Below are 23531 nucleotides of genomic sequence, written 5' to 3' on the forward strand. Positions count from 1 at the left end.
GATACGTAGCCCTTACACAAAATTTACGGTTCGCTGTCGCAGCTTTTTACCTTTTTGCTGTCATATTGTGCATGGCAGTCCATGATCCCGCAGCGGGCTCATCGTGCCGTGTCGTAATACGAGGAAACATCATGATCCGTCATTTTTCCAAGGTCGCCCTGCTGGCCGGGGCGCTCGCTGCCGGCCTGGCAGGCCCCGCTTCCGCCCACGGCGGCCCTGGCGCTGGTCCGGGTGCGGTAGTCGGCGCCCTGATCGGCGGCACCTTGCTGGGTGCCATGGTGGCACGGCCGGCGCCGGTGTATGTGCAGCAACCTGTGTACGTGCAGCAACCGATGTACGCCGCACCGCCGCCCCCGCAGCCCGTGTACGTAGCCCCGCCCGTGGTGTACCAGCCGGCGCCCGTGTATATGGTACCGCCGCCACCTCCGGGCTATTACTATGGCCACTATGGCCGTTGGTAACAGCCACAGTGGCGACTGGGGGTAGTCGGAAGTTGGCTGTACCGTTTGACCGTGCCTTTTGCCGCTGAGCACCTTGCCCATGAACAAAAGGCACGCTTCAATTCTTCTGCGAACTTCTGGTGCGCCCCGCTGGCGCAATATGATCGGTCGATGATCCCTATCGAGATCATCGATTTCTCCCCGGCACCGTTGGGCCCTACATTGAGCCCATTGCCCCGGGGAGGTTCCCATGAAAGGTCTAAGCATCATGTCGGTCATTGGCAGCGCCGTTCCGGCGCGCATTCGTGACCTGGGCCTATTGGCGTGCTGGTACGTAGTGCGCGACGGCGAAATCGTCAGCAAACCCTTGTTATGCCGTGAGGATGCCCGCGCCCTATGTGAGCATCTTGAGGGGGCATTACTGGCCTGATTCGCGCTACTCTGCTCCCGCCCGCCGCTGCGCACGCTACTGCGCATGCCCCGAACCCGCCGCCACGGCGGGTTTTTTATATCCGACGAAACGCCCTGCATGAAAAAACATTCACCCATCAGGGCAATCGACAGGCATATAGCCATACTCCTAGAATGTGTCAGCTTTTTTCATCGCGAACTTTCTTTTTTATTCATTTTTACCGAGTGCGTATTTCGTGAAAAAAACCTTGTCCTTCTTGACCTTGTTCGTTGCCCTCGCCGCCGCCCCGCTGGCCAGTGCAACCGACTCCACTCTCGCACGCGACCCTTCGCAACTTCATCTGGCCTCCGGCAGCGCGATGCTGATCGATCTGCAAACCGGCAAGGTCATTTACGAAAATAAACCGGACCTGGTCGTTCCGATCGCTTCGGTGACCAAGTTGATGACCGCCATCGTAGTGCTCGATGCCCAGCAATCGATGAGCGAAGACATCGACGTCGACATTAGCCAAACTAAAGAAATGAAAGGCGTGTTTTCCAGGGTAAAGGTCGGCAGCACCCTAGACCGGCGCGACATGTTGCTGATTGCCCTGATGTCGTCTGAAAACCGCGCTGCGGCGAGCCTGGCCCACCACTACCCCGGCGGCTACAACGCCTTCATCACCGCGATGAACGCCAAAGCCAAGGCGTTAGGCATGGCCCACACCCGTTACGTGGAGCCCACTGGCCTGTCGGAACACAATGTCTCGACCGCGCGCGACCTCTCCAAGCTGTTGGTCGCCGCCCGCCAGTACCCCATGCTGCGCGAGCTGTCGACCACCCGCGAAAAAACCGTAGCATTTCGCCACCCCAGCTATACGCTGGGTTTTCGCAACACCGACCACCTGCTCAACAATGAGAAGTGGGATATCCAACTGACCAAAACCGGCTTCACAAACCAGGCCGGGCATTGCCTGGTACTGGTCACGCGCATGGCCGACCGCCCTGTGGCGATGGTGATCCTCGACGCCTATGGCAAGTTCACCCACTTCGCCGATGCCACGCGCCTGCGCAACTGGGTGGAAACCGGGCGCAGCAACAAACCGGCCGCCGTCGCCATGCAGTATCGGGCCGAAAAAAACCGGCAACTGGCAGACTAACAACGCCTGGCGCGCTCACCCGTAGGCAAGGCGCCAGCTGTCGCTCAAGCGGTGGTGCTGACCATCGAGCCCGAGGTGCTGCTACCGCTGTCGGTCAGCGCCTGGGTGAGTTGGCCGGTCAGCGTTTGGAGTTGGCCGGAAAGGGTCGAAACCTGGGCCTGGGCCGAAGCCGTCTGCGCCATTTTTGCCGCGTCACTGCTGTTGCCCCGCTGCGCTTGGGCCAGCGCCTGTTGCGCTTGTTGCAGTTCTTTCTGGATTTGGGCGATCTCCTTTTTCAGTTCCTTGACGGTATCGGACTCGCTGTCATCACTGTCATCGCTATCGTCGCTGCTCGACGCGCCGCCAACACCGCCACCGGCGCCAGCCGCCAGGCGGGTACTGCCGCTGGCGGAAGTGGCCGTGGTGCCGTCGGTGCTGGAGGTGGCATCGGTGGTCGTTTGAGTATCGTCGGTACTGGCATCGCTGGCCTGGGTGGTGGCCGCGGTGGTGGTGCTTACCCGCAGGTTACTGGCAATGGTGCTACTGATGCTGGTCATGGCTCGGTTTCCTTCAATTGGCATTATCCCAGGCATGCCATCGGCGCTATCGGTACCGGCTTGAGGACAATTTGGTACCCTGTTTGCTACATAAGCGTACAAAGCGCGGCTTTTATCGAGCACAGGGCATTTTCGCCGTGCCCAAGCGCCACATGAAATAATCTTCAGAGAGCCCTTGCCTAAAGCTTGGCACAATGCCACGGTCTGAAGCCGAACCCCGGGTAGCCCTTACCATGACACGTGTACTGACCATCGAAGACGATGCCGTGACGGCGAAAGAAATCGTCGCCGAACTGACGAACCACGGCCTGGAGGTAGATTGGGTCGACAACGGCCGCGAGGGCCTGGTCAAAGCGGTCAGTGGCGATTATGACGTGATCACCCTCGACCGCATGCTACCGGAGCTCGATGGCTTGGCCATCGTAACCACCCTGCGCACCATCGGCGTGTCCACCCCGGTGCTGATGATCAGCGCGCTGTCGGACGTAGACGAGCGTGTGCGCGGCCTGCGCGCCGGCGGTGACGATTACCTGACCAAACCCTTTGCCTCCGACGAGATGGCTGCGCGGGTGGAGGTGCTGCTGCGCCGCAAACAAGCGGTCAGCACGGCAGACAACACGCTGCGGGTAGCGGACCTTGAGTTGCACCTGATCACCCGTGAAGCGCGCCGTGGCGAGCAGCAACTGAACCTGCTGCCTACCGAGTTCAAGCTGTTGGAATTTCTGATGCGTAATGCCGGGCAAATCCTCACCCGTATGATGATTTTCGAGGAGGTCTGGGGCTATCACTTCGATCCGGGGACCAACCTGATCGACGTGCACATTGGCCGGCTGCGCAAAAAAATCGACCCGGCGGGCCTGCCCCCGCTGATCAAGACCGTGCGGGGCTCGGGCTATGTCATTGCCGAACCCCTCTAAGGGTTGGCGATCCTCCAGCAGCCGCTTGCTGGCGCTGTACAGTTTCCTCTTTGTGGCCTGGAGCAGCATCCTGCTCGGGGTGTTGTATTTCGAAGTCTCCGACTACCTCAACAGCCTCGCCCGGCAGTCACTGATGCAGCGCCAGCATTTGTTCTCGCGCTTTGCTGGCCGCGACCTGGAAGACGCCCTGGCAGCCAGCGAGGCCTTCGATGATCGCGCCTTCGATGCCTGGGGGCTGTTCGACGACCAGCTCTACCCGCTGGGCGGCGAGCTCAAGCGCATTCCGCGGGGCTTGGCGCTGGACGGCAATATCTACGAGATGGACGACTGCATCGACACCAACGACCCAAAGCTGCCCCAAGACAGCTGCGCGGCGGTGGCCATGCCCACCCGCGACGGGCGCTGGTTGGTGCTGGTGCGTGACAACGGCTCGCTGTTTCAGGTCACCCATATCATCCTGCGCGCCTTGTTGTGGGGGGTGTCGTTGACGATCCTGCCCGGCGCAGCGGGCTGGCACTTGCTGCGGCGACGGCCGCTGCAGCGGATTCGGCAAATCCAGGCCAGCGCCGAAGCGATCATGGCCGGCGACCTGGCCAAGCGCTTACCGCTGTCGAACCGGCGCGATGAACTGGACATGCTGGCGGTGATCGTCAATGCCATGCTCGATCGCATAGAGCGCCTGATGATGGAGGTCAAGGGCGTGTGCGACAACATTGCCCACGACCTGCGTACCCCGCTGACCCGTCTGCGCGCGCAACTGTACCGGATCAAACAGCAAGCCGCTGCCGATTCTGCCCATGCCTTGCAACTGGACCAGGTAATCGCCGAAACCGACACCCTGATGGCACGCTTTCGCGGCCTGCTGCGAATCTCCGAGCTCGAAGACCAGCAACGCCGCTCCGGCTTCGTGCTGCTCGACCCCCTGCCATTGCTGCATGAGCTGCATGACTTCTACCTGCCGCTGGCCGAGGAAGGCGAGGTGCAACTGCGCTTGGAGGTGCCCGAGGCATTGCCCAGCATCCACTGCGACCGGGCCTTGATGTTCGAAGCGATAGGCAACCTGCTGAGCAACTCGATCAAGTTCACCCCGGCCGGTGGCCAGGTGCTGCTGCGCGCACGCATCGAACAAGGCGCGCCGGTGATCGAGGTGGAAGACTCCGGCCCCGGCATTGCCGAGCAAGAACGCAAGGCGATCTTCCAGCGCTTTTACCGCAGCGACGAAAGCGGCGGCCAGGGCGGCTTCGGCCTGGGACTGTCGATCGTTGCCGCTATCGTTAACCTGCACGGCTTCACCCTGGAGGTCGGCAACAGCAGCCTGGGCGGCGCCAGCCTGGGCCTGCACTGCCGCCCCGGCACGAACCTGGTGGTGTCATGAACGTTCTGTACCTTGCACAAGCCGTTGACCCGGCGCTGGCCCAAGCCCTGGAGCACTACGGCATGGCACTGCACGCCGCGCCGCCGGACCCACGCGCGCCCTTGCTCGGCGGCCAATATGATTTCATTCTGCTCGACCTGGCCGCACCCGCGCCACGGCTGCTGCGCCAGTGCGTGCGGCAGCGTGGCCAGGCCGCTGTGCTGGTATTGCTTAGCGAGGGCGACCACGCCGCGCGGATCCAGGCGCTCAAGCAGGGTGCCGACGTGTGCCTGTCACGGCCGTTCAGCCATGAAGAACTGCATGCACGCATGCAAGCACTGCTGCGCCACTTCCCTGCCCCCCCAGCGGCCGAGCCAGGCAATGGCCTATGGCTGTCGAACAATCGCCTGCTACTGGGCCGCGGCCCGCGCCAGCAGAGTGTAACCGTGACCGAACAGCGCCTGCTGGCATTGCTGGCGGTACAACCGGGCGCGATCAGCCGCCAGGCCATCGAAAAGCACTTGTGGGGTGACGGCGGCGCGCACCGTGGGCCGCTGATCGAACGGCACATCTGCAACCTGCGGCGCAAGCTCTCGGACCTCGGCGCCCCGTTCGCCCTGCAAACCCTGCGCGGGTATGGGTATTGCCTAAGCGAAGGGCTGCGCGTGCGAACCGACTAAAATGCAAACACTTGTGCGGCCTTCGCCACCTCCAAATGCGCAACGTTGATGCGCATCCAGGGGCTGGGCTGGTCTTGGCAACTGAACAACACACCCGGTGCGAGCAGAATGTTCTGGGCGAATGCTGCATTAACCTGGCTATCGCCCGGCAGCCAACGCGGGTGCCGAACCCACAGGAACAACCCCTCGTGGGCCGGGAAAAACAGCTCCCAGCCCCATTGCACAAATGCCGCCTGGGCGTGTGCCTGCGCCGTTTGCAAGCGCCGCCGCAGCCGCCCCAAATGGCGGTCGTAGGTGCCGTCGGCGAGAATCGCCCCCAACACCCGCTCGCACAGCCCCGGCACCGACACGCAGGTCATCAGCTTGAGGTCTGCCAATTCAGCGATCAGCCCGGCCGGCGCGGCGATATAACCGACCCGCAGGTTCGCCGACAGCGACTTGGAGAAACTGCCGACGTAGACCACACGGCGCAGCCCATCGAGGCTGAGCAAGGGGCTTGAAAGGTCTACGCTGAAATCGCCGTACACGTCGTCTTCGACGATCAGCAGGTCGTGCTGGTGAGCCAACTGCAAAAGGCCGAACGCATTTTGCGGGCTCACCGAGGTGCCGGTGGGGTTGTGCAAGCGCGAATTAACGAACATCGCCCGCGCCGGGCGGGCCCTGAGCACGCTACCCAGTTGCTCCAGGTCTGGGCCATCGGCCCGGCGGGCGATGCCAATCACCTGCGCCCCGCGCAGGCGCAGCAGTTGTACCAGGTTGCTGTTGCAGGGGTCGTCGACCAGCACCCGGTCACCGGGGGCCACGCAGTGGCGTATCAGCAGGTCCAGCGCCTGGGTGGCACCCAAGGTGGTCAGCAATTGCTCGGCCGCCAGTGGCGCCTTCAATTGTTGCGCCAGGCGCGCGGCCAACGCCTGGCGCAGCGGCAAGTGCCCAGCCGGGTCACCATACTCCACCAGCGAACTGTGCGCACAATTGGCCGTGCGCCGCACCACCCGCGCCAGGCTCGCGGTATCCCGCCAACTGGGCGGTAACCAGCCGCAGCCGAGCTTCATGCAGTGATCGTTACCGTGAAACAGCCGCCAGAACGCCTTGAGCTGATGGGGGTCGCTGGTGCGGATCCAGCCCGGCGCCGCCGGCGCCACGGGGGCGGCCTGGGGCTGCACGAAATAGCCTCTTCCAGCCTGCGCATCGATCAAGCCGCACGCTTGCAGCCGTTCATAGGCATTGACCACCGTGTGAAAACTCACGCCGCGCTCGGCCACGGTGCGCCGAATGGAGGGCAAACGCTGCCCGGGTTTAAGTTGCCCCTGTTCGATGGCCTCACGCAGCGAAGCCAGCAGTTTCTCCGGGGGCGACAGCGCACTGTGCCCCTGGAGGAAGTCCGTTTCCTCGTGCATCCCAGCTCCCATGGCCGAGCCAAATACTTGATGGGGGCCTTTTTAACAAGCGCCCGGCCCCTTTGGCAAACGGCGTATGCCGTTAGGTAAAACACGCCGAACAGTTAGTGCCTGAAGCACGCGACTGTCAGGGCGCTGTGCTGGCGTGGCGCTTACTATCGGCAGCAACCGAGGTGGCTGGCCCTTAGCCCGGCAGCCCGACCGACACGAACCCAGGATGCCCAGATGTCTGTTCCAACCTCCGCTGCACAGGCCGCTGCCAACCGGCAGGACTGGAAATGGCAACAGCGCAACACCCTCGATACCCCGCACGCGCTGGCGACCCGCTTCCCAGGCTTGGCTACCAGCGCGCAGTTCGGCAACCTGGCGCAGAACCTCGGTACACGTAAGCTAGGCCTCACACCCTACCTGGCCGGCCTGATCCGCACCGACGCACGAGGCTGCCCGCTGCCCGACGACCCTATCTGGTTGCAGGTCGTTCCCGTGGGCCCCGGCGAAGGCGACGCCGCCTTCGCCTACGACGGCCAGGCCGAGAACTGGGAACTGGCCGAGGAAATGGTCACGCCCATTTGCCAGCACAAATACGACAACCGCGTGATCCTACGTTGCGCCAACGTATGCCATGCGTATTGCCAGTTCTGTTACGAAGCCCTGCGCACGCTTGAGACGGTGTCGGCCAAGCCCGGGTTGAAAAAAAGCGAATGGCGGCAAACCTTGGACTACATCGGCACGCACCCGCAGGTTGAGGAAGTCATCCTCAGTGGCGGCGAGCCGCTGATGTTATCGGACACCCGCCTGGGCGAGTTGCTCGGGTCGCTGCGCCAAGTACGCGCCTCCCTGTTGCTGCGGCTGCATACCCGGGCATTGAGCTTCAACCCGTTTCGTATCACCGACGAACTGGTCCAACTGCTGGCCAGCGGTGGCGTGCATGCGGTGGGCCTGCACATCGCCCACCCACGGGAAATCACCGAGCAGTTCTGCGACGCGGTCGCGCGCCTGCAATCGAAGGTCGCGCTGCTGTTCGCCAATATCCCGCTGTTGGCGGGCATAAACGACGACTACGAGTGCATGAAAGCCCTGTGCATGCGCCTTTATGGCCTGGGTGTACTGCCGCACTACCTCTACCAGTTCATGCCGTTCTCTCCCGGCGCCCAGCGCTACCGCACGCCGATCAGCACCGGCGTTGCCATCGTTTCCCGGATGAAGCGCAGGCTCTCAAACTTGGCAGTGCCCGAGTACGTGGTACCCCACCGCAACGGAAAATTCAGCGTGCCGCTTGGCCTTAACCAGCCGGCTACGCAACTCACCCACGACGCCGAAGGTAACGAAACATTGGTGTTCACCAATTGGCAGGGGCGGCCTTGTGTGTACCCCGAATAAGCTGCGTACCCTGAGGGCACTGCCGTGAACGTTATCATCCTGGATTCGCGCCGCCACAGTTATGTGCAATCGCCAGACTTCGAACGCCGGGTAATGGGGGCCGAGGCCGACGTGACCCTGTACCACGTCGACGATGCTGGGCAACTGCCACAACACGCCTTCGATTGCGACGGCATCCTGTCATGGCACCTGGTGCCGCTACCTGCCCAGGCACTACAGCGTTTCAGCCGTTGCCGCGCCATCGTTCGCGCCGCGGTCGGCTACGACAACATCGACCTGCCCCGTGCCCGGCAGCAGGGTATCCAAGTGGCCAACGTGCCCGACTACGGCACCGAAGAGGTGGCCGACCATACGCTGGCCCTGGCCCTGGCATTGATACGCAAGCTCGGTGCCTGTGACCGCGCGGTGCGGGCCGGCAATTGGGACTGGCGGGCCGTGGGCACCGTGCCACGCCTGCGCGACCTGTTCGTGGGGCTGGTGGGCCTGGGCCGCATCGGCTCGGCCGTGGCGCTGCGCTTCAAGGCGTTGGGCTGCCGGGTAGGGTTCTACGACCCGTTGCGGCCCAGCGGCTGGGAAAAAGCACTGGGCATCGAACGCTTCGAGCACCTCAGCGCACTGCTGGCCGCCAGCCAATTGGTGTCGCTGCACGCGCCGTTGAACAGCGCCACCCGGCACCTGCTGGGCCACGAAGAATTGCAGCGCATGCAGGGCAAATGGTTGGTCAACACTGCCCGTGGCGGCCTGGTCGATACCCAAGCGCTGGCCGCCGCGGTGGCGGGCGGCACCCTCGCCGGCGCGGCCTTGGACGTGCTTGAAACGGAAACCGAAGCGCCGCCCACCGCGCTGCTGTGCGACCGCGTGATCTGGTCGCCGCACATGGCGTTCTATTCCCAGGCCGCCTTGGCCGAATTACGCACGAAAGCCGCGCTGTGCCTGCAACAGTTGCTGCGCCACGGTACCCATCGCAGCCTCATTTCGCCGCAGGAGGGTGCGTGAAGCCAGTGCTAGCCGGGCCGCAACAGCGGTACGCCATCGACAACCCGTTCCCCGGCCTGCCCACGTTGGAAAGAACCCTTGGCCGGCAGATCAGCAGCCGGCTAAGCGGCAACGAAGCGCTACCGCGTTACCCGAACGCTTTGCTCGAGCACTATGGCCAGGCGTTTCTCGAGCGGTGCCGCCAATACCCCGACCCCGCTGCCCTGGCCTTGCGCCAGGCCCTAGCCCGCGACCAGAGCCTGGCGCCGGAGCAACTGCTGGTCGATGCCGGTGCCGACAGCCTGATCGCCCTGATGCTGCGAACCTATGCAGGCCCCGGCGATACCGTGCTGTGCATGGAGGGTACCTACCCCACGTTCGACTACTTCGCCCGCGCCCAAGGCTTGGTGGTCAATACCCTGGCCTACGCCGGCCAGGGCCGCTCGCTGGCCATCGACCTTCAGGCACTGGCCAACGCAGCCGGGCGCCTTCGTCCAAAGGTGGTGTACCTGGCCAACCCCGATAACCCCACGGGGCGCTTTCATCCGCTCGAACGGGTGCGCGCCTTTAGCCTGGCGTTGCCCGAGGGCACACTACTGATACTCGATGAAGCCTACATTGGCTTTGCCGAGCACACGCCTGACCTTGGCCCCTGGCCCAACACCGTTCGGCTTCGCAGTTTCTCGAAAGCGTATGGCCTTGCCGGCCTGCGCGTAGGCTACGCGGTGGCGGCGCCCGAACTGCTGGCGCCGGCGCTGCGCGCCCGCATCCACTATGCGGTGAGCGGCGTGGCCCTGCATTTTGCCGAACACATGCTGGGCGAGCACGAACACCTGGCTGCGTTGCGCCGGGAAACATGCCAACTGCGCCAGCATTTCGCCGACTTCGCCGCCCACCACGGGCTGCCTTGCCTGCCGTCCGCCACCAACTTCGTCGCCGTGCCATTGGCGCGCACCGAGGCCGTGGTTCAGTGGCACGCGCACTGGTTGCAACGTGGCGTGAGCGTGGCCTTGCCCGCACCCCTTGGGGCTTCGCAACTGCTGCGGCTGACCCTTCACCCCGACGTGTTCCAACCGGCTTTTCTCGACTCGCTTGTGCACTTGGCCAGAGAGGCAACATGAAAACGATCGTGATCATCGGTATCGGCAACGTGGCGCTCAAATACCTGGACCAGGCCCTGCACCGGCAGGGATATACCCCTATCGTGCTTGGCCGGCGCGCAGCGCTGTGCAAGGCGATGGCGCCCTACGTGAGCGGCCTGCAATGGTATGACGTAGACCCTGAAGACGAACGGGCCGTCTACGACGAAATTCGCCTGCACCCAGCGCGGTACGAGGCCGTTTCAGCGATTACCACGCTGTACGACGAGCGATTCCCGCAGGTGGTGCGGCTGGGGCAATGCTTCGGCTGGCAAACGCCACCACCGTGCTTAGCGCAACTGAGCGCAAAGCGCCAAGTCCAAGCCTGGGTGCCCGAATACAGCCCGCCGACGCTGAGCTTCCAAGCCGGTGAAATCGACACGCTCGATCTCTCTGCGCTGGCGCAGTGGGGCAAGCAGGTGGTGGCCAAGCCGGCGCTGGCCTCCGGAGGCTTGGGGGCCGCCCACCTGCCCACCCGGCATCTGCACACCCACCTGCGCACGCACTTGGCCGCCCTGCAGGGCGCGGCCGGAAACGAATGGTTGCTGCAACAAGCCTTGACGGGCCGCTTGCTCAGTTTCGAAGGCTACGTGGCCGATGGCGAGGTTCATGGGCTGGGCATTTCCAGCCGCTCGCGGCTTGGCCTGACCGAGGTCGCCAACCGTTACCCGGTGGGCGAGCATGTGCCGGAAGCGGTGCGCGACTTAGGGTGGGGCTGCATCCGGGCATTGGCGCAGCGCTCGGGGCTGCGCTTTGGCTATTTCCACTGCGAATTCATCCAGGCCAACGGCCGCCCCTGGCTGATCGATGCCAATGCCGGGCGTATCGGCGGCGCAACCATGCTCGAACAAATCGCTTGCGCCCACGGTGTGAACACCGCCGACCTGTTAGCCCACGTACTGCTGTTGCCGCTGCTCGGCAGTGCGGCGCCCTGCCCGCTCGATGCCGCCCCCGCCAGGGCGCCGGCCCCCACGCTGGGCATCTGGTATGGCAGCCCGGTGGTGGCCCGGCTGGAACAGCTCGATGTGCCCGCCCCGCAGTGCTGCCACACCCAGTTCGCCGTGGAAGGCCACACCGTGCCCGCCATCGGCACCTCCGACCATGCCTGGGTTGGCCAACTCAGCGGCGATGCCGACACTGTATTGCAGACCATAAAAGGCATCACCCTGCTCACCGACCAAGGCCGGCTCAAGCCAGCCTATAACCTGAGCTGACCGACATGGCGATCTACATCATCCGTTTTTTCAGCTGGGGTACCTGGAGCATCCTGTTCTCGTTCTTCGCCGTATGGCTGGCGTCCGGCACCGGCTTTGCCAGCGTGGATATCAGCCTGATCGCCGGCACCCTGGCGCTCACCAACCGCGCCGGCGCGCTGCTGTTCGTAAGGTGGGTGGGCGGGCTCGGCTTCAAGCCGGTGATGCTGGCCACACAAGGGCTGGTCGCCTTGGCCCTGGCCTGCATGCATGGGCTGTACAGCCTGGGCATCTATACGCTGGGCCTTTGGCTGGCCTGCGCGGCCGTGTTCGGCATGGCCAGCGCGGTGGCGACCCTGGCACAGCTCACTTATATTGCCTCGGGGCAAACCCGGGCCGATACCTTGGCCGCTTTCTCGCTGGAGAACGTAGCGCTGAACCTGAGCGCGGGCATTACGCCCTACGTCTCAGCGTTGGTGCTTAACCATGCCAGCCCACATTACCTGTTGTTCCCCTTGGCCTATTGCCTGCCCACCGTGCTGCTGTGCCTATGGTTGCAACCGGCACGGGCGCAAACCCGCGCCCAGCCGATGGCCCCGCTGCGCGTCTTCCAAGGTGTGAAGGGGCGCCCGGGCCTGGGCCCGTTTCTGGCATTGAACGGGCTCACATTTTTTGCCTTCAGCCTGTTCTATAACGTATTCCCCCTGCATGCCCAACCCCTGCTGGGTGCACAGGGGGTCGGCTTGCTGTTCGCCGCCAGTAGCCTGCTGATCGTGTTGCTACAGGTGCCGCTGACCCGGCTAAGCCGGGGCTCAACCCGGCAGCGCCTGCTGTTGGCGGCCAATGGCTGCTTGGCTTGGGGCGTATTGGCGCTGTATGGCGCCAAGGCGCAGCTCGGCCTTGCCGCCACAGCCATCGTGTTTTTAACCGTGGGCGAAATGATCTTCGGCCCTGTATACCAAACCATGGCCGTGACGTTGTTTCCCGGCCGGCCCGCGGCGGCCATGGCGCTGGTAACGTTCGTTTGGGCGGGGGCTGAAACCTCGGCCACGGTCATAGGGCTTTACCTGGTAAGCCAGGGCCAAGCACTGCCGGTGTTCGCCTTCGGTGCCGGCTGCGCGCTGGTGGCGTGCCTGCTATTGGCGTGGCGCACCAGAACCGGCCAGTGGCACACGTTGTTGGGCACCCCAGGCTGACGGTCAACGGTGCTTGAACGCCGCCGGGCGTTTTTCAACGAAAGCGGCCATGCCCTCTTTTTGGTCTTCACTGGCAAAGGCCGCGTGGAACACCCGGCGCTCGAAACGCACTCCTTCGCTGAGGCTGACTTCGAAAGCGCGGTTCACACTTTCCTTGACCATCATGGCCACCGGCAGGGATTTTTCGGCGATCAGCGTGGCCACCTTCAGGGCCTCTTGCAGCAACTGCGCCGCAGGCACGATGCGCGCCACCAGGCCCGCACGCTCGGCTTGCTCGGCGTTCATCAAGCGGCCGGTCAGGCACATCTCCATGGCCTTTGCCTTGCCAATCGCCCGGGTCAAGCGCTGGGTACCGCCCATGCCGGGCAACACCCCAAGGTTGATTTCTGGCTGGCCGAAGCGGGCGTTGTCGGCCGCCAGGATAAAGTCGCACATCATCGCCAATTCACAACCGCCGCCCAAAGCGAAGCCGGCCACCGCCGCAATCAACGGCTTGCGCCGGGCGGCCAGGCGGTCCGCTTCATGGAACAGGTCGCCCACATAAATATCGGGGTAACCCAACCCGGCCATTTCCTTGATATCGGCCCCGGCCGCGAAAGCCTTTTCAGAGCCGGTAATCACCATGCAGCCAATGTTCGGGTCGCACTCGAACGCATCCAGCGCCTGGTTGGCCTCGTCAACCAGTTGCGCATTGATGGCGTTGAGCGCCTGCGGCCGGTTGAGGGTGATCAGCCCCACGCGACCATGGGTTTCGACAATGATGCACGAGTATTCGGCCATAGGTGCAGCTCCTAGTGTGGTGTTTCAGACGTTCGCCAAGCATTCACGTGTGAAATGTTGCTGTTTGGCAAGGCGCCGCGACAAGGCATAGCAGGGCTATGGCGAGGAACGGCAACGCCGCCTGGCAGCAAAAGGCACCGTCAAGATTGTGCAGCCAACCTCTGAGATACCACACTAGCTGTCGGGAACCTCGATGGCCATGGCCGTGGCTTCACCACCACCGATACACACCGCCGCCACGCCCCGCCGCAGGCCGCGCTGGCGCAGGGCATGTAGCAACGTCACCACGATGCGCGCCCCGGAGGCGCCGATGGGGTGGCCCAGGGCGCATGCACCACCGTTCACGTTAACCTTATGCGCGGGCAGGCCAAGCGATTGGATCGCCGCCAGGGCCACCACCGCGAAGGCCTCGTTGATCTCGAACAGGTCTACCTCGGCCAGGCGCCACGGCAGGCGCGCCATGAGCTTTTCGATGGCGCCGATCGGTGCCGTGGGAAACAGGCCAGGCTCGCCGGCATGCACACTGTGGCCGCGTATCACGGCCAGCACTGGTACACCCTGAGCCCGCGCCTGGCTTTGGCGCATCAACAGCAGCGCGGCCGCACCGTCGGAAATCGAACTGCTGTTGGCGGCGGTGACCGTACCGCCCGGGCGAAACGCAGGTTTGAGGCCGGGGATTTTGTCCAGCCGCGCCTTCGGCGGCTGTTCGTCGTCGCGCACCTGGCGTTGCGCGTTGCCGGCCAGCACGTCGAGCGCCACGATCTCCGCGGCGAAGCACCCCGTGGCGATGGCGTGCTGGGCACGGGTAAGCGAGGCGATCGCGAACTCATCCTGGGCCTGGCGGCTAAGGCCCAGGCGCTCGGCGCAGTCTTCGGCGAAGGTGCCCATCAGCCGCCCCTTGTCATAGGCATCTTCAAGGCCGTCGAGAAACATGTGGTCCAAAACCTGGCCATGGCCCATACGGTAACCCTGCCGCGCACGGGCCAGCAGGTACGGCGCATTGCTCATGCTTTCCATGCCACCGGCCAACACCACCCGGGCGCTACCGGCCAGCAGTTGGTCATGGCCCAGGATGGCGGCCTGCATACCCGAGCCGCACATTTTATTCAGCGTGGTACAGGGGGTGCCCTTGCTTAAGCCCGCACCCAAGGCCGCTTGGCGCGCCGGGGCCTGGCCGAGGCCGGCGGGCAATACGCAGCCCATCAGCACCTGGTCTACTTCACGCCCCACCCAGCCGGCCCTTGCCAAGGTCGCGCCCACTACCGCAGCGCCCAACTGAGGTGCGCTAAGGCTGGCAAGCTCGCCCTGCAAACCGCCTATCGGGGTACGTGCCGCCGCCACGATGGCCACCGGGTCTGCCTCTGTTGTGTGCATAGGTTCTCCTTTAACCAGCGCTCATGCGCAGTGCGCCGTCCAGGCGAATCACTTCGCCATTGAGCATGTCGTTTTCGATGATATGGCGCACCAGCGCCGCGTATTCCTCGGGCCTGCCCAAACGCGGGGGGAACGGCACGGCGGCGCACAGGCCGGCGCGCACCTCGTCGCTCATGCCCGCCAACATGGGCGTTTCAAATACCCCGGGGGCAATGGCCACCACGCGGATGCCATGGTGGGCCAGCTCCCGCGCCGCCGGCAGGGTGAGGCTGGCCACGGCGCCTTTGGAGGCAGCGTAGGCGGCTTGGCCGACTTGGCCATCAAAGGCGGCCACGGACGCCGTGTTGATGACCACGCCCCGGTTGCCCTGGGCGTCGGCAGGCCCGGCAGCCATAGCCTCGGCGGCCAGGCGCAGCATATTGAAGGTGCCGATCAGGTTCACCGCCACCACCTGGGCGAAGCTTCCCAAGCCGTGCGGCCCATTGCGCCCCAGGATCTTCTCGGCGCGCACGATGCCAGCACAATTGACCAGGCCCTGCAGGCTACCGAAACGCGCCAAGGCACTCGCGATAGCCGCCTGGGCCTCACTGGCATCCGCCACATCGGCCACCACGAATGGCTGCCCAAGCGCCTCGGCGGCGGCGGCCAGTGCCGACTCGTCGCGGTCGAGCATCAGCACCTGGGCGCCGCCACGCACCAGCATCTGCACGCTGGCCAGCCCAAGGCCAGAGGCTGCGCCGCTGACCACGAAATGTTGTTGTTCTATGTGCATGCTCGCTCCTTGCATCGAGCGGAACGCCCAGCCGTTCGCACAAGCATTGACCGTGAAGGCTGCCGGGCAAGGCGCTACGACGGCGGCAAGCGGCACCGCCAACATGGCGCAGCCCACTGCTGAGCCACCACACTAAAACCACGATGGTCACGCCCCACCGGTGCCTGGGCAATGGCCGCAGCGCTCAAAGCCGTTGAGCGGTTTGGCCAGTGGCAGCCTGCGCCAGTTGGCGGTAGTGGCCCGGGCTGGCGCCGAACCACTTGCGAAACGCGCGGTAGAACGAGCGGCTGTCGGCGAAGCCCAGGCGGGCGGCCACCGTTTCGAGCGCCAGCCCCGCATCGGCCAATTGCGATAACGCCAATGCCTGGCGCTCGTGGTCTTTAAGGCGCTGGAAGCTTTCGCCCTGCTCGGCCAAACGCCGGCGCAACGTGGCCACCGACAGCCCCAATTGCCGTGCCACCGCTTCGGCGCCCGGCCAATCGGCGGGTGCGCATTGGCGCAATAGCCCGCGTACCTGCCGCGCCAAGCTGCCGGGGTCGCGGTATTTCACTAAAAGGTTGCCAGGGGCTTGGTCAAGAAACACCGCCAGCTCCTGCTCGCTGCGGCGCATGGGCAGCGCCAGGCACTGCGCGGCAAACAATAGGCGGCTGCGCGGCTGGTCGAAGGCCAGGTTGTCGCCAAACAGGGTGCGATAGTCGTCCAGGTAGGCCGGCGCCGGGCCGCGCAGTTGCACCGCCAGCACCGGCACCCGCTGGCCGGCGAACCAGCACAAAGCGCCATGCAGCAACAGCCATAGGGTAAAGCAGGCAAACGGCCGCGCCGGCGCGCCCACTTCGTCGATCAGCAGCGCCGCCACGCTGCCATGGCGCTCCAAACGCGGGGCCAGGCGCTCGAGCATCAGCGACATAAAGCGGCAGCTGTGCGCCATCGCGGCCTCCACCGTGGGCTGCGTAAGGGCACCCTGGCAGAAGAAGGCCAAGCTGCCCTGGCGCAGCCGGCGCGGGTCCATGCCGAAGAATTCGTCATCGAAGCGCGCGGCCAGCGCCTGCCACAATTGTGCGTACTTCGCCGCCGGTACACGGGCGGCGTCCGCGGCGATCCCGGCGTGTTGCAGCCAACGCGGCCAATGCGCGGCCGGCACGGCTTGGCGCAGCGCTTCGTGCACCAAGTGCAGGGAAATGGTGTCCTTGTCGACCATGACCTGTACTGCCATCCTCGCTATGGGTTGCCGCCATCATAACGCGCCCGCGGCTGAACCAACGCGGTGCGTATTCGTTCAGAACACATGGCAGGCCACACCCTGCCCATACCGTTTCGATAAGGAAGGCCCGATGATGTTTACCCGCGCACTGCTGCTGGCCGGCCTACTCGGCGCAGGCACTGCCCTGGCCGATGAGCCCCCCGCCACCTATGGCCAGGAACTGCAAGGCTTCGCCTACCCCTACACGCTGCACCATTACCGCTTCGAATCCCAGGGCCAAACGCTGCAGATGGGCTACATGGATGTAGCGGCCAACGGCAAACCCAATGGCAACACCGTGGTGCTGCTGCACGGCAAGAATTTCTGCGCTGCCACTTGGGAAACGACCATTGCTGCGCTCAGCGGCGCCGGCTACCGGGTCATCGCCCCCGACCAAATCGGCTTTTGTACCTCGAGCAAACCTGAACATTACCAATACAGCTTCCAGCAGTTGGCCGCCAACACCCACCAACTGCTGGCTGACATCGACGTGAAAGACCCGATTTTGCTCGGCCATTCCACCGGCGGCATGCTCGCCACGCGCTATGCCCTGCTGTACCCCAATGAGGTACAGCGCCTGGCCATGGTCAACCCCATCGGCCTGGAAGACTGGAAAGCCCTCGGCGTGCCCTGGCGCTCGGTAGACGACTGGTTCGCCCGCGAAACCAAGCTCAGCGCCGAGGGCATCCGCAACTACGAGCGCACCACCTATTATGCTGGGCGCTGGAAGCCTGAATACGACCGCTGGGTGAACATGCTTGCCGGCCTGAATCAGGGGCCCGGGCATACCGTGGTGGCATGGAATTCGGCGTTGATCTACGACATGATCTTTACCCAGCCGGTGGTCTACGAATTCCCGCAGTTGAAGATGCCTACCTTATTGCTGATCGGCACTGCAGACACCACCGCCATTGGCAGCGACATCGCCCCGAAAGAGGTCAAGGCCCGGGTTGGTCACTACGAACAATTGGGCAAACAGGCCGCCCAGGCCATTCCCCATGCCACCCTGGTGGAGTTCGAAGGGCTCGGCCATGCGCCGCAAATGGAAGAACCGGCACGCTTTCACCAAGCACTGCTGAGTTGGTTGAACACCCCCCAATAACTCCTTACATCAGGGTCAAGCGCAATGTCTGAACTTCGCATCGCAGTCATCGACGACTGGCAGGACGTGGCACAAGATGTCGTCGATTGGGCACCACTGGCGCGCCTGGGCCAGGTGGATTTCCTCCATGACTACCCGGCCGACTCCGCCACCCTGGCCCAGCGCCTGGCACCCTATAGCGTGATCTGCGTGATGCGTGAGCGCACCCTGTTCGATGCCGAGTTACTCAACGCCCTGCCGCGCCTGAAACTGCTGGTTACGGGCGGCATGCGCAATGCCGCCCTCGACCTGGCGGTCGCCGCGGCGCGGGGCATTACGGTGTGCGGCACCGACAGCTACAAGCATGCCGCGCCGGAATTGACCTGGACCTTGCTGATGGCATTGAACCGTAAGCTATTGGCCGAAGTGCTGTCGCTACAAACCGGGGGCTGGCAAATAGGTATTGGCGGCGACCTTCATGGTCGTACGCTGGGCTTGCTGGGCCTGGGCAGCATCGGCCAGAAGGTCGCGGGCTACGCCCAGGCGTTCGGCATGAGGGTGATCGCCTGGAGCCCGAACCTCACCGCCGAGGTCGCGGCTAAGGTGGGCGTGGAGCGGGTCGAAAAACAAGCCTTGTTCGAGCAGGCCGACCTGCTGTCGGTCCACTTGGTGCTGGGTGAACGCAGCCGCGGCCTGGTGGATGCTCAGGCGCTGGGTTGGATGAAGCGTGGTGCACTGCTGGTGAATACCTCCCGTGGGCCCATCGTCGACGAGGCGGCATTGATCGAGGCATTGCACGAGGGCCGCTTAGGCGGCGCGGCGCTGGACGTGTTCGACCAGGAACCGCTGCCGGCCGGCCACCCGCTGCGTACCTTGCCCAATGTGCTGGCCACCCCGCACATTGGCTACGTCACGGAAAACAACTACCGGGTGTTTTACAGCCAGATGATCGAAAATATTCTGGCTTGGCACGAGGGCCAGGCAATACGTGTGCTGGCATAGCCCAGCGCCCCAGTACGGCGCATGTCAAAACTGCCCAGGGGCGACGTCGAGTTTTTCGTGCGCGACATTTTCTAATAGGCGACGACCGTGACGCCCTTATTCGGGGCTGTCGCATCACCTATAGGCGCGCGCCGGCACAGTTTGGGTGCGCGCTGCGGTTATGTCGTCCAACGCGCGAACCCGGCTTAACGGCGCCAGCAAGGCTCGGAAAAATCGGACGCTCAAGTTCATGGCGCACGCAGCGGCCATGCGCTTGCCATTCCTGCGCCTGCGGCGCTGCCGCCAGCCCTGATCGGCGGTAAGGTTGCCATGCGCTGAACTATCTACTGCGGCGGTACTGTCAGTGACACCGCAGGTGTGCCCTCTGCACCATTATCGATTACAGCGTGCCGATGCGCGGTAGAACCCTCGGCCCCGCCCATATAGTGATTCAGGTCGTGCCCATAGGCTGAGATATCCACACACTGCCCGAATAAAGGATCGAAATAAGCGGGGCGGCCGTCGCTGTCGTTAACCTGCAACACTGTATGCAAAACAAAATTGAATGCGTCGCCCTTCCGACGCCCGGGCATTACACCGTCTTGATCGAGTTCGAATTTGAAATCACCTTTCAACTGTTTGAGCGCTATATCCTTATAACCGGCGGCCCACGCTGCAAATGCGTAAAGCTTACAGATCGACTCGCAGTCGCCAGCCTTATGGGATGCCAGCGCATAAACATTGTGCAAGGCCGTTGAATCGTAACGCAATAATTCGTGCCGCTGAATGTTCGTCGAAATTTTACTGAACAACTGCACTGCAGAGTCCGTTTGGTCGGCGCCCTCGAGCAATTGTTCAGCTATGGCGCCTAGATTCTTGGCATCGCGTATCTCCTGGTCCAAGCCTGGCTGGAATTCCGCCTCGACCAGTTGCCTTCTTTGTTGCAGGTTAAGAAGCCGCTTATTGACCATCTCGTGAAATGCGGAAATGGCAGTAGGCGGCGGCCGCGGTATATCCTGCGCAGGTGCCTGGACATCGGCAGGCGGTAAACTTTCCAGTTCTTCGTCATCCCGTGTTAACCGGTTATGGCAGAAGGGTAAGCAAGCGCTCATTGCCCTGATAATATCTTGCATTCTTTAATCCCCTGGTTGAGTAAGCCGCAAAAACCGGTTTCACAGGTATCCCACAAGCGCGCCCATTCGGGGTGAGTGGTTGCAGGCGTATGGCGGTTCCACCCACGTTCGCCGGCTATTGCATTTGGCGCTCCGGCGAAGCCTGTCTGTGCTGCACAAGGGCAGCGGCGACGTGAAAGTGAGGACGCTAAAACCGGGCACCGCCATTGATCGAAAACCGTCACGCGGGCTCTTCGATGGCGGTACGCCCTTCGCCTATAACACGGCAGCATGCCGATGCTTTCCGAGTAGCGGCGCTGGATGGTTGCGCCGGAGGCTGCGCAATGATGGCAAAGTAATTGCAATCGCCTGGGTGAGCCATCCACCGAGGAGTCCGCTATGCCTTTACGCAGCGAGTCAATGCAACTGTCGCCCTCTGAACGCCGCTGGCTGCCCTGGTGGGGCAAAAACGGCAAATGGGCCCAGGGCTGGGCGTGCTGGCTTAACCGCCTAGCGTACCCGGTGATCGAACACACGTTCGAGTCCATCGCACACACCCGTATCAGCCTGATGCAGCAATGGGCTAGCAGCCAATGGCAGCAACTGGCAGAGTTGGCAGGCCACCTGCAGGGCGTGCCCCAGGCTGAATACCGGGCGGCCCTGGCCAGTGCATTGGCGCAGTGGGCCGACGCCAGCGAAGTGTTCGTCGCCGACGCACACGGCACGGTGCTGGCCTCTACCTACGAGGCGCACGTGGGCGCACGGGGTCTGCACCCGGCCGCACTCGCCCGCGGCCTGCGCGAGCCTTTTCTGCATGGCCCTTACACAGACCCCCTCACGCTGTCGATCGGCCCATCCAGTTCACGTTTTCACGATGAAGTCACGCTGATGTTCTACCAACCCCTTGGCCTGGCCGACCAGGGCCGCGGGTGCCTGTGCTCGCGGGTGCCAAATGATGTACTGGGCGATTTGATCCAACGCGAGGCCGGGCATATCTACCCCGAGTCTGGCGACAATTACCTGTTCATGGTGCGCCCGCAATTCGACCCACGCATTGCCCCCGGTACGGCGCTGTCGCGCTCCCGCTTCGAAGATGATGCCTTCACCCTCGGCGATAACCTGAAAAATGGCGTACGCACCGCCTTTGGCACCGTGTGTGTGCAACGCCACACGGAACTTGAACTGCGCTTTACCGACCCCGCCACCGGCCAATTGCACCCCGGGGTGCGTGAAACCATTGCCCATGGCAGTAACCTGTTCGTGACCTACCCAGGTTATTCGGACTACCGCCACGTCCCGGTCGTCGGCGCGGGCGTGACCTTCCAAATGCCTGGCTCGGCCGACCGTTGGGGAATGATGTGCGAGGCAGACCTTGAAGAAGTGTACCGGCGTCGCTCGCTCAGCCACGCGCTGATGCGCCCGTACCTCGCCACCCTGGCCGGGGCCTTGGGCTGCAATTACGCATTGCAGCACCTGAGCGGCCTGCCACAGGGATGGATCGATAGCCTGCAGGCCACCCTGCTGCTGGGCGCTGCGGTGGTGTTTCGCGCGCTGGGGCCACGCCGTTTGGCCGCCCGCCTCAACGCCATGACCGAAGTGTTGCGTACCTTGGCCGAAGGCGAAGGCAACTTGCGCCAGCGCCTGGCGCCCGAACTGCTGGGGCGCGACGAAAGCGGCGATATGGGCCGTTGGATCAACAGCTTCATCGACCAGCTCGACACGGTGGTGGGCCGGGTGATCCAAGCCTCGCAACGGGTAGCCGGCACCAATGCGCGCATGCTCGAACGCAGCGATACCGCCCAGCGCACCAGCGCGCAGGTAAACGAGGCGATCCACCGGATGATGCTGATCGTCGAGTCACAATTAGGCGAAATCCAGCAGGCCTCGCTGACCGCCGAACACATGAAGCACGCCATGGATACCGTGGTGCTGCGCGCCCGTGAGCAGTTCGAGCAGGTGCAGGCCGGCACCGAGTCGATTCGCGATGTGGTCGCGCGCTCGGCGGCCAGCGTACAGGCGCTGGACCAACGCATGAGCGAGATTGGCCAGTTCACCGCGCTGATCACCGACATCACCCAACAAACCAACCTGCTGGCCTTGAACGCGGCCATCGAGGCCGCCCGCGCCGGCGAAAATGGGCGGGGCTTTGCGGTAGTGGCCGATGAAGTGCGCACGCTGGCCACCCGCACGGCCAAGGTAGCCGCAGACATCCGCGCGATGATCGAGGGCCTGCAGGGGGAAACGCGCCAGGCGGTGACCTTTATGCAGCAGGGCGTGGGCGACGTGGACCGCAGCTTGCACCTGGCCACCGGCGTTCCGTCCGAGAACGCACAACTGCATGAGGCGGTGGAGCAGTTATTCGGGCTGATTCAGCAACTGAACGACAAAAGCCTGGACTGCGGCAGTACGGTCAAGCAAGTAGGCCATGCCTCCACCGACATGCACCAGAGCGTGGAGGTGCTGCAAACCAGCGCCGCCCAGGTGCGGCATGATGCCGGCACCTTGCAGGCGCTGGTGGGGCGGTTTGAGGTGAGCGCGGCGTAACCGGCTGCCGCGGCACGTTATGCGCTGTGTGGCGGGCCCTAGGCGCTGTTTAAGGCCATTGCCCCGTACTATGCGCGGCTAGCCCAGCGCCTGCGCCTCAGTCGTCCAGCGGCTCGGCCGCCTTCTTCCCGCCCTTGCCCGGCTTGCCGGCCGGCGCCGTTGCTGGCTCGGCAGCCGACGCCGCGGCAGCAGCCGGGGCCGCGTTCTTTTCTTCGGCCGGTAGTTGGTCCACCGCGCTGAACAGTTCCTCCGGGGTCACGGCGCCGTCCTTTTCGAAACGGCGCTCACCGTCCTTGCCGAACAACAGGGTTTTGGTGTCGTTGCTCACGCCCAACTGCAGGTCGCGGATCAACGCCATGGTGGCTTGGGCATCGAGGTTTTCGCCATTACGCTTGCCGATCATGTCGGCCACGGTGTACAGCACCATGTTGCGCTGGGCGAACCCCTTCTGGTTGGCGGGCTCTGCCAAGGCCTTTTGAAGGTTTTGCAGGTCTGGGTCGACGGAGCTTCGGGTGATCACCACCACCGCCCGGGAATGGCCACGGTCCTTGGCCAGCGGCGAATCGCTGTCGGCCGCCAGTAGCGGCGTGGAAGCGGCGAACAACGTGGCCAGGGCCAGCGAGCGGATGAGCATGGTTACCTCCATTTAAATTCCCTGCATCAATAATCGCTCATTGCAGCAAAATCACCAGCCTATGAGCCTGAATCCATGACATTTTTTCGGCTCAATTGTTCGCCCTGGCGCCAAGGCCAGTCCATGATCGCGTACACCCGCTGCCTTTGCGGCAGGCCCGCCGCCATGGGCCTGCACCACGTTGGCGATCTGTTAGCCCGGGCCACAGCCTGCGCCGTGGCGCGTTGCGCACCCAGGTAAAAACGGTTCGGCCATC

22 protein-coding genes are annotated in these 23531 nt (G+C 63.7%); 14 read left to right on the forward strand and 8 right to left on the reverse strand.

Features of this window, described 5'->3' with window-relative positions; translation table 11 throughout:
• The first annotated feature begins 131 nt into the window (after positions 1–131).
• The 3 genes from HAQ05_RS12870 to pbpG all read left to right on the forward strand — a co-directional run bounded on the left by HAQ05_RS12870 (position 132) and on the right by pbpG (position 1990).
• Positions 132–461, forward strand: coding sequence for a hypothetical protein (locus tag HAQ05_RS12870; protein ID WP_190421148.1), 330 nt, complete (start codon positions 132–134; stop codon positions 459–461).
• A 229-nt stretch (positions 462–690) separates the two neighbouring features.
• Positions 691–870, forward strand: coding sequence for a hypothetical protein (locus HAQ05_RS12875; protein WP_190421150.1), 180 nt, complete (start codon positions 691–693; stop codon positions 868–870).
• A gap of 217 nt (positions 871–1087) precedes the next feature.
• Positions 1088–1990: a D-alanyl-D-alanine endopeptidase gene (gene pbpG / locus HAQ05_RS12880; RefSeq protein ID WP_190421152.1), complete on the forward strand. Its 903-nt coding sequence runs from the start codon at positions 1088–1090 to the stop codon at positions 1988–1990.
• A 44-nt stretch (positions 1991–2034) separates the two neighbouring features.
• Here the strand turns inward: pbpG and HAQ05_RS12885 are convergent, their stop codons facing one another.
• Positions 2035–2526 carry a hypothetical protein gene (locus HAQ05_RS12885; protein ID WP_190421154.1) on the reverse strand — a complete coding sequence of 164 codons (492 nt, stop codon included), beginning with the start codon at positions 2524–2526 and terminating at the stop codon, positions 2035–2037.
• 233 nt (positions 2527–2759) lie between these two features.
• Between HAQ05_RS12885 and HAQ05_RS12890 the strand changes: the two genes are divergently transcribed.
• The 3 genes from HAQ05_RS12890 to HAQ05_RS12900 are packed head-to-tail and all read left to right on the forward strand — an operon-like array spanning position 2760 to position 5477.
• Positions 2760–3443 carry a response regulator transcription factor gene (locus HAQ05_RS12890; RefSeq protein WP_190421156.1) on the forward strand — a complete coding sequence of 228 codons (684 nt, stop codon included), beginning with the start codon at positions 2760–2762 and terminating at the stop codon, positions 3441–3443.
• Positions 3421–4818 carry a sensor histidine kinase gene (locus HAQ05_RS12895; protein WP_190421158.1) on the forward strand — a complete coding sequence of 466 codons (1398 nt, stop codon included), beginning with the start codon at positions 3421–3423 and terminating at the stop codon, positions 4816–4818. Before HAQ05_RS12890 ends, HAQ05_RS12895 begins: the two co-directional genes overlap by 23 nt.
• Positions 4815–5477 (forward strand): response regulator transcription factor, encoded by a 663-nt coding sequence (locus HAQ05_RS12900; RefSeq protein ID WP_190421161.1) that lies wholly within the window; start codon positions 4815–4817, stop codon positions 5475–5477. The genes HAQ05_RS12895 and HAQ05_RS12900 overlap by 4 nt, the downstream gene beginning before the upstream one ends.
• Here the strand turns inward: HAQ05_RS12900 and HAQ05_RS12905 are convergent.
• Complete coding sequence (locus HAQ05_RS12905) at positions 5474–6874, reverse strand: aminotransferase-like domain-containing protein (RefSeq protein WP_190421163.1); 1401 nt, start codon at positions 6872–6874, stop codon at positions 5474–5476. The genes HAQ05_RS12900 and HAQ05_RS12905 overlap by 4 nt on opposite strands.
• A 225-nt stretch (positions 6875–7099) precedes the next feature.
• On the opposite strand from HAQ05_RS12905, the gene HAQ05_RS12910 reads away from it, so the two are divergent.
• From HAQ05_RS12910 to HAQ05_RS12930, 5 genes are read left to right on the forward strand one after another with little or no spacing between them, the layout of a single operon-like run.
• Positions 7100–8254 carry a KamA family radical SAM protein gene (locus HAQ05_RS12910; protein WP_190421165.1) on the forward strand — a complete coding sequence of 385 codons (1155 nt, stop codon included), beginning with the start codon at positions 7100–7102 and terminating at the stop codon, positions 8252–8254.
• A 24-nt stretch (positions 8255–8278) separates the two neighbouring features.
• Positions 8279–9250 carry an NAD(P)-dependent oxidoreductase gene (locus HAQ05_RS12915; protein ID WP_190421167.1) on the forward strand — a complete coding sequence of 324 codons (972 nt, stop codon included), beginning with the start codon at positions 8279–8281 and terminating at the stop codon, positions 9248–9250.
• Complete coding sequence (locus HAQ05_RS12920; protein WP_190421169.1) at positions 9247–10350, forward strand: aminotransferase class I/II-fold pyridoxal phosphate-dependent enzyme; 1104 nt, start codon at positions 9247–9249, stop codon at positions 10348–10350. The genes HAQ05_RS12915 and HAQ05_RS12920 overlap by 4 nt, the downstream gene beginning before the upstream one ends.
• A complete protein-coding gene (locus HAQ05_RS12925; RefSeq protein ID WP_190421171.1) occupies positions 10347–11582 on the forward strand; it encodes an ATP-grasp domain-containing protein in 1236 nt (411 codons plus the stop codon). The genes HAQ05_RS12920 and HAQ05_RS12925 overlap by 4 nt, the downstream gene beginning before the upstream one ends.
• A gap of 5 nt (positions 11583–11587) precedes the next feature.
• Positions 11588–12757, forward strand: coding sequence for an MFS transporter (locus HAQ05_RS12930; protein ID WP_190421173.1), 1170 nt, complete (start codon positions 11588–11590; stop codon positions 12755–12757).
• Between the two features lie 3 nt (positions 12758–12760).
• On the opposite strand, the gene HAQ05_RS12935 is transcribed toward HAQ05_RS12930, so the two are convergent.
• The 4 genes from HAQ05_RS12935 to HAQ05_RS12950 form a co-directional block, all read right to left on the reverse strand.
• Positions 12761–13537: an enoyl-CoA hydratase gene (locus HAQ05_RS12935; protein ID WP_190421175.1), complete on the reverse strand. Its 777-nt coding sequence runs from the start codon at positions 13535–13537 to the stop codon at positions 12761–12763.
• 174 nt (positions 13538–13711) lie between these two features.
• Positions 13712–14911: an acetyl-CoA C-acyltransferase gene (locus HAQ05_RS12940; protein WP_190421177.1), complete on the reverse strand. Its 1200-nt coding sequence runs from the start codon at positions 14909–14911 to the stop codon at positions 13712–13714.
• Between the two features lie 10 nt (positions 14912–14921).
• The gene (locus HAQ05_RS12945; RefSeq protein ID WP_190421179.1) at positions 14922–15683 is read right to left on the reverse strand and encodes an SDR family NAD(P)-dependent oxidoreductase; all 762 of its coding nucleotides are present in this window, start codon (positions 15681–15683) and stop codon (positions 14922–14924) included.
• Between the two features lie 184 nt (positions 15684–15867).
• Positions 15868–16881, reverse strand: a complete 1014-nt coding sequence (locus tag HAQ05_RS12950) for an AraC family transcriptional regulator (RefSeq protein WP_190421180.1) — start codon at positions 16879–16881, stop codon at positions 15868–15870.
• A gap of 133 nt (positions 16882–17014) precedes the next feature.
• Here HAQ05_RS12950 and HAQ05_RS12955 point away from each other — a divergent pair, with 133 nt between their 5' ends.
• Together HAQ05_RS12955 and HAQ05_RS12960 are read left to right on the forward strand one after the other, a co-directional pair.
• Complete coding sequence (locus HAQ05_RS12955; protein ID WP_190421181.1) at positions 17015–18025, forward strand: alpha/beta fold hydrolase; 1011 nt, start codon at positions 17015–17017, stop codon at positions 18023–18025.
• Positions 18026–18049: 24 nt separating this feature from the next.
• A complete protein-coding gene (locus tag HAQ05_RS12960) occupies positions 18050–19006 on the forward strand; it encodes a D-2-hydroxyacid dehydrogenase family protein (protein WP_190421182.1) in 957 nt (318 codons plus the stop codon).
• A gap of 323 nt (positions 19007–19329) precedes the next feature.
• On the opposite strand, the gene HAQ05_RS12965 is transcribed toward HAQ05_RS12960, so the two are convergent.
• Complete coding sequence (locus HAQ05_RS12965; RefSeq protein ID WP_190421183.1) at positions 19330–20118, reverse strand: hypothetical protein; 789 nt, start codon at positions 20116–20118, stop codon at positions 19330–19332.
• 1893 nt (positions 20119–22011) lie between these two features.
• Between HAQ05_RS12965 and HAQ05_RS29485 the strand changes: the two genes are divergently transcribed.
• Positions 22012–22641, forward strand: coding sequence for a methyl-accepting chemotaxis protein (locus tag HAQ05_RS29485; RefSeq protein WP_420825774.1), 630 nt, complete (start codon positions 22012–22014; stop codon positions 22639–22641).
• Between the two features lie 97 nt (positions 22642–22738).
• Here the strand turns inward: HAQ05_RS29485 and HAQ05_RS12975 are convergent, their stop codons facing one another.
• Complete coding sequence (locus HAQ05_RS12975; RefSeq protein ID WP_190421186.1) at positions 22739–23275, reverse strand: DUF4174 domain-containing protein; 537 nt, start codon at positions 23273–23275, stop codon at positions 22739–22741.
• Positions 23276–23531: the final 256 nt, after the last annotated feature.

The sequence above is a fragment of the Pseudomonas typographi genome (assembly GCF_014694385.1).
Classification (GTDB): Bacteria; Pseudomonadota; Gammaproteobacteria; order Pseudomonadales; family Pseudomonadaceae; genus Aquipseudomonas; species Aquipseudomonas typographi.

Bases quoted from the DNA above. Each gene is read 5' to 3' on its own strand.
- HAQ05_RS12975 (WP_190421186.1), bottom strand. From the start codon at position 23,275: ATGCTCATCCGCTCGCTGGCCCTGGCCACGTTGTTCGCCGCTTCCACG.
- HAQ05_RS12885 (WP_190421154.1), bottom strand. From the start codon at position 2,526: ATGACCAGCATCAGTAGCACCATTGCCAGTAACCTGCGGGTAAGCACC.
- HAQ05_RS12960 (WP_190421182.1), top strand. From the start codon at position 18,050: ATGTCTGAACTTCGCATCGCAGTCATCGACGACTGGCAGGACGTGGCA.
- HAQ05_RS12870 (WP_190421148.1), top strand. From the start codon at position 132: ATGATCCGTCATTTTTCCAAGGTCGCCCTGCTGGCCGGGGCGCTCGCT.
- HAQ05_RS12900 (WP_190421161.1), top strand. From the start codon at position 4,815: ATGAACGTTCTGTACCTTGCACAAGCCGTTGACCCGGCGCTGGCCCAA.
- HAQ05_RS12910 (WP_190421165.1), top strand. From the start codon at position 7,100: ATGTCTGTTCCAACCTCCGCTGCACAGGCCGCTGCCAACCGGCAGGAC.
- HAQ05_RS12950 (WP_190421180.1), bottom strand. From the start codon at position 16,881: ATGGTCGACAAGGACACCATTTCCCTGCACTTGGTGCACGAAGCGCTG.
- HAQ05_RS12925 (WP_190421171.1), top strand. From the start codon at position 10,347: ATGAAAACGATCGTGATCATCGGTATCGGCAACGTGGCGCTCAAATAC.
- HAQ05_RS12895 (WP_190421158.1), top strand. From the start codon at position 3,421: ATGTCATTGCCGAACCCCTCTAAGGGTTGGCGATCCTCCAGCAGCCGC.
- HAQ05_RS12890 (WP_190421156.1), top strand. From the start codon at position 2,760: ATGACACGTGTACTGACCATCGAAGACGATGCCGTGACGGCGAAAGAA.
- HAQ05_RS12955 (WP_190421181.1), top strand. From the start codon at position 17,015: ATGATGTTTACCCGCGCACTGCTGCTGGCCGGCCTACTCGGCGCAGGC.
- HAQ05_RS12935 (WP_190421175.1), bottom strand. From the start codon at position 13,537: ATGGCCGAATACTCGTGCATCATTGTCGAAACCCATGGTCGCGTGGGG.
- HAQ05_RS12905 (WP_190421163.1), bottom strand. From the start codon at position 6,874: ATGCACGAGGAAACGGACTTCCTCCAGGGGCACAGTGCGCTGTCGCCC.
- HAQ05_RS12875 (WP_190421150.1), top strand. From the start codon at position 691: ATGAAAGGTCTAAGCATCATGTCGGTCATTGGCAGCGCCGTTCCGGCG.
- HAQ05_RS12965 (WP_190421183.1), bottom strand. From the start codon at position 20,118: ATGCAAGATATTATCAGGGCAATGAGCGCTTGCTTACCCTTCTGCCAT.
- HAQ05_RS12945 (WP_190421179.1), bottom strand. From the start codon at position 15,683: ATGCACATAGAACAACAACATTTCGTGGTCAGCGGCGCAGCCTCTGGC.
- HAQ05_RS12940 (WP_190421177.1), bottom strand. From the start codon at position 14,911: ATGCACACAACAGAGGCAGACCCGGTGGCCATCGTGGCGGCGGCACGT.
- HAQ05_RS29485 (WP_420825774.1), top strand. From the start codon at position 22,012: ATGGATACCGTGGTGCTGCGCGCCCGTGAGCAGTTCGAGCAGGTGCAG.
- HAQ05_RS12930 (WP_190421173.1), top strand. From the start codon at position 11,588: ATGGCGATCTACATCATCCGTTTTTTCAGCTGGGGTACCTGGAGCATC.